This is a genomic window from Frateuria sp. GZRe14 (assembly GCF_051900395.1).
GTDB classification, from domain to species: Bacteria; Pseudomonadota; Gammaproteobacteria; order Xanthomonadales; family Rhodanobacteraceae; genus Frateuria_A; species Frateuria_A edaphi.
The window spans coordinates 284,335-296,787 of sequence record NZ_JBHZGJ010000001.1 but is presented as its reverse complement, the minus strand read 5'-3'; the positions used below and the strand labels follow the sequence as shown (position 1 = coordinate 296,787).

12 protein-coding genes and 1 riboswitch are annotated in these 12,453 nt (G+C 69.0%); of the genes, 10 read left to right on the top strand and 2 right to left on the bottom strand.

Going from position 1 to position 12,453, the window contains the following annotated elements; all coding sequences use genetic code 11:
• Window positions 1–2 precede the first annotated feature (2 nt).
• The 4 genes from ACFWZ1_RS01370 (at window position 3) to ACFWZ1_RS01355 (ending at window position 4,292) form a co-directional block, all read left to right on the top strand.
• Window positions 3–692, top strand: a complete 690-nt coding sequence (locus ACFWZ1_RS01370; RefSeq protein ID WP_439665176.1) for an alpha/beta hydrolase — start codon at window positions 3–5, stop codon at window positions 690–692.
• Between the two features lie 112 nt (window positions 693–804).
• Complete coding sequence (zapE, locus tag ACFWZ1_RS01365) at window positions 805–1,911, top strand: cell division protein ZapE (RefSeq protein WP_439665175.1); 1,107 nt, start codon at window positions 805–807, stop codon at window positions 1,909–1,911.
• A gap of 144 nt (window positions 1,912–2,055) precedes the next feature.
• On the top strand, window positions 2,056–3,879 hold the full coding sequence (locus tag ACFWZ1_RS01360; RefSeq protein ID WP_439665174.1) for a putative bifunctional diguanylate cyclase/phosphodiesterase: 1,824 nt from the start codon (window positions 2,056–2,058) through the stop codon (window positions 3,877–3,879).
• On the top strand, window positions 3,876–4,292 hold the full coding sequence (locus tag ACFWZ1_RS01355) for a hemerythrin domain-containing protein (protein ID WP_439665173.1): 417 nt from the start codon (window positions 3,876–3,878) through the stop codon (window positions 4,290–4,292). Before ACFWZ1_RS01360 ends, ACFWZ1_RS01355 begins: the two co-directional genes overlap by 4 nt.
• An 82-nt stretch (window positions 4,293–4,374) precedes the next feature.
• Here the strand turns inward: ACFWZ1_RS01355 and ACFWZ1_RS01350 are convergent, their stop codons facing one another.
• Complete coding sequence (locus ACFWZ1_RS01350) at window positions 4,375–4,842, bottom strand: DUF421 domain-containing protein (RefSeq protein ID WP_439665172.1); 468 nt, start codon at window positions 4,840–4,842, stop codon at window positions 4,375–4,377.
• A gap of 4 nt (window positions 4,843–4,846) precedes the next feature.
• Window positions 4,847–5,863: an SDR family oxidoreductase gene (locus tag ACFWZ1_RS01345; RefSeq protein WP_231322939.1), complete on the bottom strand. Its 1,017-nt coding sequence runs from the start codon at window positions 5,861–5,863 to the stop codon at window positions 4,847–4,849.
• Between the two features lie 266 nt (window positions 5,864–6,129).
• Window positions 6,130–6,344: riboswitch (cobalamin riboswitch) on the top strand.
• 243 nt (window positions 6,345–6,587) lie between these two features.
• Between ACFWZ1_RS01345 and ACFWZ1_RS01340 the strand changes: the two genes are divergently transcribed.
• From ACFWZ1_RS01340 to ACFWZ1_RS01315, 6 genes are all read left to right on the top strand, one after another.
• A complete protein-coding gene (locus ACFWZ1_RS01340; protein WP_439665171.1) occupies window positions 6,588–9,002 on the top strand; it encodes a ribonucleoside-diphosphate reductase subunit alpha in 2,415 nt (804 codons plus the stop codon).
• Between the two features lie 6 nt (window positions 9,003–9,008).
• Window positions 9,009–9,239 carry a hypothetical protein gene (locus ACFWZ1_RS01335; protein ID WP_439665170.1) on the top strand — a complete coding sequence of 77 codons (231 nt, stop codon included), beginning with the start codon at window positions 9,009–9,011 and terminating at the stop codon, window positions 9,237–9,239.
• A 194-nt stretch (window positions 9,240–9,433) separates the two neighbouring features.
• Window positions 9,434–10,450 (top strand): ribonucleotide-diphosphate reductase subunit beta, encoded by a 1,017-nt coding sequence (locus tag ACFWZ1_RS01330; protein ID WP_439665169.1) that lies wholly within the window; start codon window positions 9,434–9,436, stop codon window positions 10,448–10,450.
• A gap of 33 nt (window positions 10,451–10,483) precedes the next feature.
• The gene (locus ACFWZ1_RS01325) at window positions 10,484–11,350 is read left to right on the top strand and encodes a helix-turn-helix domain-containing protein (RefSeq protein ID WP_439665168.1); all 867 of its coding nucleotides are present in this window, start codon (window positions 10,484–10,486) and stop codon (window positions 11,348–11,350) included.
• A gap of 29 nt (window positions 11,351–11,379) precedes the next feature.
• Window positions 11,380–11,829, top strand: a complete 450-nt coding sequence (locus ACFWZ1_RS01320) for a nuclear transport factor 2 family protein (protein ID WP_439665167.1) — start codon at window positions 11,380–11,382, stop codon at window positions 11,827–11,829.
• A 237-nt stretch (window positions 11,830–12,066) separates the two neighbouring features.
• A complete protein-coding gene (locus ACFWZ1_RS01315; protein WP_231322929.1) occupies window positions 12,067–12,453 on the top strand; it encodes a BlaI/MecI/CopY family transcriptional regulator in 387 nt (128 codons plus the stop codon).

Genomic DNA, 12,453 nt, shown 5'->3' with positions numbered 1-12,453 from the left:
GCATGACACCCACCACCGTTCCCGACAATCCCGCTGCGTTCCCGACCGAAGAGGCGAGCTTCGCGCTCGACGGCCCTGTCGGCAAGCTGGAGGCGATCAGCGACGTCGCCGCGCCGGAGGAGGCGCGCCGCGGCGTGGCCGTGATCTGCCATCCCAACCCCGTGCAGGGCGGCACCATGCACAACAAGGTGGTGACGATGGTCGAGCGCAGCCTGCGCGAGTCGGGGCTCGATACGGTGCGTTTCAACTTCCGCGGCACCGGCGCTTCCGAAGGCAGTTACGACGAGGGCAACGGCGAGAGCGAGGACCTGGCCGCGGTGGTCGCCTGGGTACGCCGCGTGCGTCCGGACGACGTACTGTGGCTGGCCGGGTTTTCCTTCGGCAGCTACGTGACGATCCGCAACGCGGTACGCCTGGGTGCCGCCGCGCTGGTGAGCATCGCGCCGCCGGCGGGGCGTTTCGCGCTGACCGGGATCGAGCCGCCGCAGTGCCCCTGGCTGATCGTGCAGGGCGAGGCCGACGAAGTGGTCGAGCCGCAGGCGGTGTTCGACTGGATCGACAGCCTGCCGGTCGAGCCGGAAGTGGTGCGCATGCCGGAGACCAGCCACTTCTTCCACCGCCGGCTGATGGACCTGCGCGGCGCGGTCAAGCATGCGGTGCAGCCGTGGCTGCCGCCGCCGCGCAACGGATGAGCCGGTACCGCTCCTCCTCTGTTGCCGGAGGGGAGTTTTCGCGCGCACCCCGACCCTTTTCCAACCTCCCCTGGCGAACCGTCGGAAGACCCGCCATGCCGAATCCCGCTCGATGACCACCCTCACCCCCTCCGCTCGTTATCACGAAGGCGTCGTCGCGCACCGCTGGGAAGCCGATCCGGCGCAGCTTGCCGTATTGCCGGAGTTCGATCGCATGCACGCGGCGCTGTGTTCCCCAGCGGAGGACGGCGGCCTGTTTGGACGGCTGAAATCGCTGTTCGGCGACGACGAGCGCGCGCCGGTGCCGGGCCTGTACCTGTGGGGCAACGTCGGCCGAGGCAAGACTTTCCTGATGGACCTGTTCGCCGCCAGCCTCCCGCATGGCGCGGCGCTGCGGCGGCACTACCACCGCTTCATGGGCGAGGTGCACGCCCACTTGCGCGAGCTCGGCGAACGAGCCGACCCGCTCGAGGACGTGGCCGAACGCCTGGCCGGCCGCTGCCGCGTGCTGTGCCTGGACGAATTCCTGGTCAACGACATCGGCGATGCGATGATCCTGGCCAACCTGCTCGATGCGCTGTTCCGCCGCGGCGTGGCGCTGGTCACCACCTCCAACACGCCGCCGAAGAACCTCTATCGGGACGGCCTGCAGCGCGCCCGCTTCCTGCCGGCCATCGCGCTGATCGAAAAGCACTGCCGGGTGGTGGAAATGGTGTCGCCGCACGACTGGCGATTGCGCGCGCTGACCCAGGCGCCGGTCTACCTCACCCCGCCCGGCGCCGAGGCCGAGCGCGCACTCGCGCGCGTCTTCGCCAGCCAGTCGCAAGGTGACGGGCAGGACGGCGGGACGCTGGAAATCAACGGCCGGCCGATTCCGGTGCGCCGGCAGGCGCCGGGCGTGCTGTGGTTCGACTTCGACGCCTTGTGTGAGGGCCCGCGCGCCGTCTCCGACTACATCGCACTGGCGCGCCGGGTGCCCACCGTGATCGTCTCCAACGTGCCGCAGTTTTCCGTGTACAGCGAGGACGCCGCGCGGCGGTTCGTGCTCATGGTGGACGAGTTCTACGACCGCCTCGTCAAGCTGGTGCTTTCGGCCGCCGCACCGATCACCGAGCTGTACGACGGCGAGCGGCATCGCGCCGAATTCAGCCGCACCGAATCGCGGCTGATCGAGATGCAGAGCGAGGAGTACCTGGCGCTACCGCACCGGCCCGAATAGGCCTGACCCGCAGTAGGCCGCGCCACCTCGCGCGGCAGTCTTCGCACTTTCCCATTTTTCGCATTGCGGCTGCCGACGCGGCCGAAGTACTCTGGCCGAAGGGTTACAAGCGGTTCCCACCTGGTCGGCCGGAGGGAGAACGCCATGCATACGACCATGGAGCACGCGCTGGAAGCGACGTTCATGGACAGGGACACCGCTCCTGGCGACGGGGCAGACCCGTTGGCCACGACCGACCATTACACCGTGCCCGGCTTCGATGCCGTCGCCCATCTGGCTGCCGCTTCGCTCGGCGTGGCGATGGTCGCCCTGGTGCTCGATAGCGGCAGCGCGTACTGGTACAGCCACGATGCCGGCCCGCACGCCCCGCACGTGCTGCATCCGCTCTACTTGGAGGCCGCGCGCCGCGGCGCTGGCCAGGTGCTGCCCGACATCGCCGCCGATGCGCGCTATCGCGACACGCCGCCGCTCACCGGCCCCTCGCCGGCCAGCTTGCGGTTCTTCGCCTGCGAACCGGTGTTCACCCTGAGCGGCCGCCACGTCGGTGCGCTGTGCGTGATGGACCACGCGCCACGCAGCGGCCTGGACGAGGCGGGACTGGCTGCGCTGCGCGACGCCGCGCGTCTGGCCGGCGCCGGCGTGGTGCTGGGCAGCTATCTGGGCCGCACCGACCCGGTCACCCAGCTGCCGCATCGCAGCGCCTTCTTCGAGGACCTGCGCAACCGCCACAAGAATGGCGTGCAGCGCGCCTGGCTGATCGCCATCGAAGTGGCCCCGGTGGAGCGCTTCAATGCCTTCGTGCGCGCGATGGGCTTTGCCTACGCGGACGAGCTGATGCGCGCGGTGGCTGCGCGCGTGCAGGACTGGATGCCGGCGCGCACCAACCTTTTCCAGGTCGGCGTCACCCGCTTCGCCGCCGTGCTGCCGGACGGCGACCAGCCGCTGGAAACGAGCCAGCTGGACGCGCTGGTAGCCCGCCTGCGCACGCCGTTCAATTGCCTGGATATCCCGCTCACGTTGCAGCCGGGTGTCGGCCTGCTCGACCTGGACGTGCGCCAGCTCGACGGCGCCGATCCGTTGCGCCAGGTGATGAGCGCCTCGTACGCCGCGCAGCGCAGTCCGCGCGGCTGGGCGCTGTACGAGCGCAGCCAGGACGAACGGCACCGGCAGGAGTTCTTCCTGGTCACCGAGCTTGCGGCCGCCCTGACCGAGCGCACCGAGCTCTATCTGCACTACCAGCCGCGCGTGCGCCTGAGTGACGGCCGTTGCGTCGCGCTGGAAGCGCTCGCGCGCTGGCGCCATCCGACCCTGGGCGAGGTGCCGCCGAGCCAGTTCGTGCCGCTGGCCGAGCGAGCCGGGCTGATGCGCTCGCTGACCGGCTGGGTGCTCGACCACGGCGTCGCCCAACTGGCCGCCTGGCGCCGGACCGGTTGCGACGTCGGCCTGTCGCTCAACATTTCCAATGCCGATTTCGACGCCGACCTGGTCACGCGCCTGCAGGATGTGGCGAACCGCCACGGCGTCGATCCGCGCGTGCTGGAACTGGAGTTCACCGAAAGCACGCTGCTGGCGCACAGCGACGCCACGCGGCGCCACCTGGACGCGGTGCGCGAATTGGGCACCGGCATCGCCATCGACGATTTCGGCACTGGCTACAGCAACCTCGCCTCGCTGCGGCAGATGCCCGCGACCTGCCTGAAGATCGACCAGTCCTTCGTGCGCGCGATGGACGCCAGCCGGCATGACGCGGCGATCGTGCGCTCGACCGCTGCACTCGCGCACGACCTGGGTTTCCGCGTGGTGGTCGAGGGCGTGGAGAACCGGCGCATCTACGACACCGTGCGGCGCATGGCCTGCGACGAGGTGCAGGGCTTCCACGTCTCGCGCCCCTTGCCGGCCGCCGCCGTGCCACCCTGGCTCCAGCGCTCGGCCGACTGGCACCAGGTCGATGGCGAGGGCGCTCCGTGAGGTTGACCGACATCCTGCGCGACCAGCATGCGCAGCTGTACGTCCTGCTCGACGAACTGCAAGGCGTGGGCCTGGCCGGTCCCGAGGGACGCGAGCGGCTGCGCAAGGCGAGGCAGGCAATGGTCGCGCACCTGGCCCTGGAAGACAGCCGGCTCTACCCGGCCCTGCAAGCGCACCCGTCCACCTCCACCCTGGCCCGCCGCTACGTTGGGGAGATGCAGCAGCTGACGCCCGCGCTGCTGGCGTTCTTCGACGCCTACCACGAGGGCAATGCCGATCCGGAGGCTTTCTCGCGCAGCCTGGGGCAGTTGCTGGCAGTGCTGAAGCAACGCATCGGCCGCGAGGAGAACCAGTTGTATCCCGCCTACGAGGCGCATTGCGAGCCGACCGGATTGCCGCCCACGCAGGCGTGAGCCACGGGCCATCGCCCCCGCCGCCGGGATCAGGTCGTGGGCCGAAATCTGCCTGCGTGCAGTATCCGGTCAGACGATGGCGTCAGCGCTTCGGCGCCTTCAGCACGCTGATCTTGCCATTGGCCTCCAGCCGCACCTCGGCCACGTCGCCCGCGTCGCGCAGTCCCTGTTCACGCAGCGCGCGGCGGAACGCTGCCTCCGACATGTCGTGCTTGCGCAGCGCGCCGTCGATGACCTGGCCATCGCGCGCCAGCAGGCTGGCCTTGCCCTCGACCATTCGGTCCAGGCGGGGCCAGCGCGCGCAGGTCCAGGCGATGCCCTTGTCGAGCAGGAAGATCGCCAGCACGCCGATGATCGCCGCCAACGGTTTCTTGTCGTCGCCGATGATCGCCGTGCGCAGGGTGCCGCCGACCAGCATGAGCACCACGATGTCGAACGTGGTCATCTCGCCGAACGAGCGCTTGCCCAGGAGCCGCAGCAGGACCAGCAGGCCCAGATAGACGCCCGCGCCGCGCAGCGCGTAGACCCACCACGGGTCCAGGAGATGCATGGCGTCAGCCCGTCGAGCCGCCCATCACGGGCAGGATCGCGCCGCTGATGTAGCTGGAGCAGCTCGGCGCGGCCAGGAACACGTATGCGGGCGAGAGTTCCTCCGGCTGCGCCGGCCGGCCCCACGGATTCTGCTGGCCGAACTTGGCGACCTGCCTGGCCGGCTTGTCGGCGGGATTGAGCGGCGTCCACACCGGCCCCGGCGCCACCGCGTTCACGCGGATGCCGCGCGACACCAGATTGCTTGCCAGCGACATGGTGAAGGCGTGGATCGCGCCCTTGGTCGCGGAGTAGTCGAGCAGGTGCGCGTTGCCGAACAGCCCGGTTTCCGAGCCGGTGTTGATGATCGAGCTGCCCTCGCGCAGGTGCGGGAGCGCGGCCTTGGCCATGTGGAAATAGCCATAGATATTGGTGCGCATGGTGAGGTCGAAATGCTCCTCGGTGATGTCTTCCAGCGCGTCGGCATGCTCCTGGAAGGCAGCGTTGTTGACCAGGACGTCCAGACGGCCGAACTCGTCCACCGTCTGCTGCACGGCCTGTTCGCAGAAGTCCGGGTCCTTCACGTCGCCGCGGATCAGCAGGCAGCGGCGACCTTCCTTCTCGACGTGGCGCATGGTCTCGCGCGCGTCCTCGTCCTCGGACAGGTACACCACCGCCACGTCCGCACCCTCGCGCGCGAACAACACGGCCACGGCGCGGCCGATGCCCGAGTCGGCGCCGGTGATGATCGCCGCCATGTCCTGGAGCTTGCCGCTGCCGCGGTAGTCGGGCGCCTGGAATTGCGGGCGCGGCTTGAGCTTCGCCTCCTTACCCGGCTTGCTCAGGTGTTGCTCGGGCAACGGCGGGCGCGGTTTGGCGCGGGTGCTGGTCTGGCCGGGCTGTTTCTTCGCGGCGCTCTTGCTTGCCGGTTTCGATGCCTGCTTCTGTTTGTCCTTGGCGTCGATGCGCGATTGCACCTGGCGTTCTTTCGCTACCGCCTTGCCGGTGCCGTTGCCGCCTTTGGCGGTCTTCGTCGTGGCCATCATCCGCTCCCGCTGTGGCTGGGTATGGCCCGCGACGATAGGCAGCGCGCCGTGGCGGACAAGTGAGCGCAGCGTTGCGCCGGAACCCGGGTGCCGCTAGCGCCCCATCCGCCTGCCGGCCTTCCCTGCACGCGCAGGGCAAGGTGTAAGAGGGGGCGCTGTGCAACTCCGGCCCTCCTTCCGGTCACGGGGAGGTGTCAAAGGGGATGCGCGCTGCCCGCGGCCGCCAAACACGAAATCTTGGGTTGACCGGCATCCAAAGCCCCGATATGTTGTGCGCCGTCGGTGCCCGTCCAGACGCGACTGTCGGTCGGGCTTAAAAGGGAATCCGGTGTAAATCCGGAACTGCCCCGCAGCGGTAAGCGGAAACGAACGTCCTCACATGCACTGGGCCGCAGCGCCTGGGAAGCGAGGGCAAGTAGGTGGGTCGACCGACCCGCGTCCGCGAAGTCCGAAGACCTGCCGGCACGCCGGGCCCCAGGGGCCGGCGGTCGCGTCGCATGAGACGCGCCCGCCCGACCCTGATGCGGCCCGGCGCGGGTGACCGCTTCCGCGGGGAGGCGCGTTGCATGCGGGCGTTCTGGCGCCCGCGTGGGGCGTGCCGTCCATCGGAAGCGAGCCCTCAGGCCCTGCGCGCGGGAGCAGGCGTTTGACGTTTTCGGAACCGTCGCGTCGGTGCGTTCTCCTCCGTACCGGCGCGGCGGCTTCCCTCCCGGAGATCCGCATGGACACCCTCGATACCGCTTCCCGCGAAAGCACGGCCGCGCCGTCCGTCGACGACGGCTTTGCCCTGACCCCGCCGCACAGCCCCGCGCAAATGCGCGTGACCAAGCGCAACGGCGCCACCGAAAGCGTGGACGTCAACAAGATCGTGCGCGCGGTGACGCGCAACGCCGACGGCCTGCACGCGGTCGATCCGCTGCGCGTGGCGCTCAAGACCATCGGCGGCCTGTACGACGGCGCCAGCACGGCGGAGCTGGACCAGCTCTCGATCCGCACCGCCGCCGCGCTCACCGCGGAGGAGCCCGAATACGGCCAGCTTGCCGCGCGGCTGCTCGGCGCCTACATCGACAAGGAAGTGCGCGGGCAGGAGATCCAGAGCTTTTCGCAGTCGATCGCACGCGGTGCGGAGCTGGGCCTGCTCAACGCACGGCTGCGCGACTTCGTCGCCGCGCATGCGCGCAAGTTGAATGACGCGATCGACCCGGTGGCCACGCGCCGCTTCGAATACTTCGGCCTGCGCACCGTGTACGACCGCTACCTGCTGCGACACCCGCAGATGCGCAAGGTCATCGAGACGCCGCAGCATTTCTTCATGCGGATCGCTTGCGCGCTCGGCGGCAACGACGTGGGCGAGGCGCTGGAGCTCTACCGCCTGTTTTCCGCGCTCGACTACATCCCCAGCTCGCCGACGCTGTTCAACGCCGGCACCGCGCACGAGCAGCTCTCCTCCTGCTTTCTGCTCGACTCGCCGGCCGACTCGCTGGAGGCGATCTATGACAAGTACACGGACGTGGCCAAGTTGTCCAAGTTCGCCGGTGGCATCGGCCTCTCGTTCACGCGCGTGCGTTCGCGCGGCTCGCTGATCCGCGGCACCAACGGCCACTCCAACGGCCTGGTGCCCTGGTTGAAGACGCTCGACGCCTCCGTCGCCGCGGTCAACCAGGGCGGCAAGCGCAAAGGCGCGTGTTGCGTGTACGTGGAGCCCTGGCATGCCGACATCGAGGAGTTCCTGGAGCTGCGCGACAACACCGGCGACGAGGCGCGGCGCACGCACAACCTCAACCTGGCCAACTGGATCCCGGACGAATTCATGCGACGGGTCGAAGCCAACGGCGACTGGTCGCTGTTCGACCCGAAGGCCGTGCCGCAGCTGGTCGACCTGTGGGGCGTGGCTTTCGAGCACGCCTACCGCGAGGCCGAGGCCGCCGGTCTCGCCGCCAGGACGATCAAGGCGCGCGAGCTCTACGCGCGCATGCTGCGCACCCTGGCGCAGACCGGCAACGGCTGGATGACCTTCAAGGATCGGTGCAACGCCACCGGCAACCAGACGGCCGAGGCGGACAACGTGATCCATCTGTCCAACCTGTGCACCGAGATCCTGGAGGTCACCGGCGCAGGCGAGACAGCAGTGTGCAACCTGGGTTCGATCAATCTCTCGCGTCACATCGCGGAGGGCACGTTCGACTTCGGGCGCCTGGCCACCACCGTGCGTACGGCAGTGCGCCAGCTGGACCGGGTGATCGACCTCAACTTCTATCCGATCGCCAGCGCGAAGAGCGCCAACCGGAAATGGCGTCCGGTGGGCCTGGGCGTCATGGGCCTGCAGGACGTGTTGTTCCAGTTGCGCCTGCCGTTCGATTCGGCCGAGGCACTCGCCCTGTCCACACGCATCGCCGAAGAGATTTACTTCCAGGCGCTCGAGCAGTCCTGCGAGCTGGCCGAACAGGCCGGCGCGCATCCGGGCTTCGGCGAGACCCGCGCCGCGCGCGGCAAGCTGCAGTTCGACTACTGGCCGCAGGCCGCGCCGCACGACGAGGCGCGCTGGAGCGCATTGCGCGAACGCGTCAAAAACAGCGGCCTGCGCAACTCGCTGCTGATCGCGATCGCGCCCACCGCCACGATCGCCTCGATCGCCGGCTGCTACGAGTGCATCGAGCCGCAGGTGTCCAACCTGTTCAAGCGCGAAACGCTCTCGGGCGATTTCCTGGTGGTCAACCGTTACCTGGTCGAGGAATTGAAGACGCTGGGCCTGTGGACGACCGAGGTGCGCGATGCGATCAAGCTGGCCGACGGTTCCATCCAGGGCATCGCGGTGATCCCCGAACGCCTGCGCCAGGTCTACCGCACCGTGTGGGAGCTGCCGCAGAAGGCGCTGATCGACCTGGCCGCCGCGCGCGGCGCGTACATCGACCAGAGCCAGTCGCTGAACCTGTTCATGGAGAACCCGAACATCGGGCAGCTGTCCTCGATGTACATGTACGCCTGGAAGGCGGGCATCAAGACCACGTATTACCTGCGCTCGCGGCCGGCGACGAAGATCGCCAAGACGACCGTCGCCGCGCCAAGCCAGGGCGAAGCAAGCGCAGCGGTGTTGTGTTCACTGGAGAATCCGGAGTATTGCGAGGCCTGCCAGTGATGGGGGATGCCCATGCAGCCTTATCGCAATCTCGATGGCCATTCGGGCGTCATGGGGTACGAGCTGGGCGCGGGCTGGATCCAGGTGTGGTTCGTCAACGGCAAGGACTACCGGTACTCGGCGGCCAATGCCGGGGCGGAGCATGTGCGGAACATGCAGGTCCTGGCGGAAGCCGGCGAGGGCTTGGCCAGCTACATCAGCAAGTTCGTCCACGACAAATACGATTCCGGCGCGTGAAGGCCCCTCGCCGGCCGGGAGAGGGGTGGGGCAGAGGGTACGGCCCTTGCCATCGCTCGCTCACCCTGAGCGTAGGCGCGTCAGCGCCGAAGTCGAAGGGCCGCGCCCACCCGGCACCCGCGCGAGCTCCGCACCCACCCGCCCTTTCGGGGCACCTTCTCCCGGGTGGAGAAGCAAAAGTCCAAGGCATCCCGATGACCAGCCAACTGCTCGACCCCGGCTACGCCCTCACCCTGCGTCCGATGCGCTATCCGGCCTTCTACGAGATGTACCGCGCCGCCATCCGCAACACCTGGACGGTCGACGAGGTCGACTTCGCCCCCGACCTCACCGACCTCACCGACCTCAACGCCAGGATGAACGCCGCCGAGCGCCACCTGATCCAGCGCCTGGTCGCCTTTTTCGCCACCGGCGACACCATCGTGGCCAACAACCTGGTGCTCAACCTCTACCAGCACATCAACGCGCCCGAGGCGCGCATGTACCTCTCGCGCCAGCTCTACGAGGAAGCGCTGCACGTGCAGTTCTACCTGACCCTGCTGGACACCTACATTCCCGATCCGACCGAACGGCACAAGGCGTTCGACGCGATCCAGAGCATCCCCTCCATCCGCGCCAAGGGCGAGTTCTGCTTCAAATGGATCGGCTCCATCGAGCACCTTCGCCGGCTCGACACCCGCGAGGACCGCCGCCGGTTCCTGCTCAACCTGATCTGCTTCGCCGCCTGCATCGAGGGACTGTTCTTCTACGCCGCGTTCGCCTACGTCTACTACCTGCGCTCGCGCGGCCTGCTGCACGGACTGGCCTCGGGCACCAATTGGGTGTTCCGCGACGAGTCCGGCCACATGGCCTTTGCGTTCGAGGTGGTTCGCACGGTGCGCGCCGAGGAGCCGGACCTCTTCGACGATGCGCTGCGCGCACAGGTCGAGCAGATGCTCGAGGAAGCGATCGCCTGCGAAACGCAGTTTGCCCAGGACGTGCTGTCCGGCGGCGTGGCCGGCCTGTCGGCCAGGGATATGCGCCAGTACCTGGAGTACTGCGCCGACCAGCGCCTGGCCCAGCTGGATTTCCCGAAGAAGTACGGCGCCAGCAATCCGTTCGACTTCATGGACCTGCAGGACGTGCAGGAGGTGACCAACTTCTTCGAGCGACGCGTGTCGGCCTACCAGGTCGGCGTGCAGGGCGAGGTGGCGTTCGACATGGCGTTCTGAGACGCTGGCGGCCTGCCTTGCCGGGGGAAACCGATGAGCCTGGCCGACGTCACCATGCTGTTCGACAGCCCACTGTTGCGCATCACCGGGATCGACTGCCGCCATCCGCGCGGCGGTTGCGGTTGCGAGCGCGGCGACGAGCGCACGCATCTGGCCCTGCTGCGCCGCGGCGGCTTCGGCTACCACCTGCGTGGCGCGGCGTACGTGGGCGATCCGGCCACCGCATTGCTCTACCGCGCCGGCGACAGCTATCGCATTTCGCATCCGTTCGAGGGCGGGGATGCCTGCAGCTGCTTCGAGGTGGCACCCGAGCACGAGGACGAAATGTTCTGCCGCCGCCTGCGCGACGGGGCCGACGCCGCGCGCGTGGCCAGTGCGGCCGACCAGTACCGGCACCGCGCGCTGCACGCCGCGCTGGTGCGCGGCGGGGCTGATCGCCTGGCGGTCGAGGAAGCGGCTACCGCGCTGTGCCACGACATCCTGCATCGCGCCGCGCTGCCCGAGGTTCCACTCTCCGTGGCGGCCCGGCGCCTGGCGACGCGCGCGCGGGAAATGCTGCTTGCCGAGCCCGCCGCCGACGGCGGGCTCGCGGCACTGGCCACGCGGGTCGGTTGCTCGCCATTCCATCTGGCGCGCGTGTTCCGCCGCGCCTTCGGCCTGAGCCTGGCGGACTACCGCACCCGCGTCCGCCTGGCGCTCGCGCTCGAACGGCTCGCCGCCGGCGCGGACGATCTCGCCGCGCTGGCCTGCGAGCTCGGCTTCAGCCACCACAGCCATTTCGGTGCGGCGTTTCGTCGGCATGTCGGGCTGACACCCGCGGCGGCGCGGGCGCGGCTGCGCACGGATGCGGTCGCACGCGCGAGCAGGCATTTGATAGCGACGCGGGCGCGCGGCCGCTAGCGTTGCGGGCGTCCCCACGGGAGTACGCCATGAAGTCCGCCGTTGCCCTGTTCGCCCTGGTCGCAGCCTTTCGCGCGGGCGACGCCCGCGCCACCGCGCCTCACGCCATGCTGCCACCCGCGCTTGCCAGCGCAGTCGCCGCGTTCGACCGCGCGCAGGTGCAGGGCGATGGTGCCGCGCTTGGCCGCCTGCTGGCCGACGACTACGTGCTGTTCAACAGCCGTGGCCGCGTCGAGGACAAGGCCGCCTTCATCCACGACTACACCGCGCCCGGCGCCTCGATGAAGCCGTTCACGGTGGAAGATGAAGTGGTGCGCCACTGGCCCGGCGGCGCCGTGCTCGGTGGCGTGGCCACGCTGGAGGGCACGAGCGAAGGCAAGCCCTACAAGGTCCGCCTGCGCTTCGCCGATATCTGGGCCGAACGCGACGGGCGCTGGCAGGTGGTCTTCACCCAAGCCATTCGCGTCCCGTTGCCGTAGCCCACCAGGGCTCCCTTTCCCTTGCGGAGGCTTGGGGTGAGGGGCCGAGGCTCGACGGGGTCGGCGGCGTGGTGACGCTCCCCTACGCGCGTTTCCCCCCACGCCCTGCCTGCTCGCAAGCCTTGTCCCCTCACCCCAAGCCTCTCCCTTACAAGACAGGGCGCCATGCCGCCCGGCCTATTGACTACACCTGTAGTCAGCGCTAGCTTGACTACAACTGTAGTCAGGAAAGCCGCCATGCCACGCCCCTCGATCGGCGACCAGGAACTCGCCCTGCTCCATTACCTGGCCGACCACGCCCCCGCTTCGGTGGGTGAGGTCGCCGCCGGCTTCGGCGAGGCACGCGGGCTGGCCCGCTCGACCGTGCTGACCATGATGGAGCGGTTGCGCGGCAAGGGTTACCTCAAGCGCCGCCAAGGCGGCGGCCTGTACCGCTACAGCCCGGCCACCGCGCCCGGCGAGGCGATGCGCCACGCCGTCGGCAGCTTCGTGGAAAAGACCCTGAGCGGATCGGTCTCGCCATTCGTGGCCTACCTGTCCGAGCGCGCCGAAGTCAGCGATGCCGAACTGGCCGAGCTGGAGGCGCTGGTGGCCCAGTTGCAGTCGCGGCGCAAGGAGACCTGA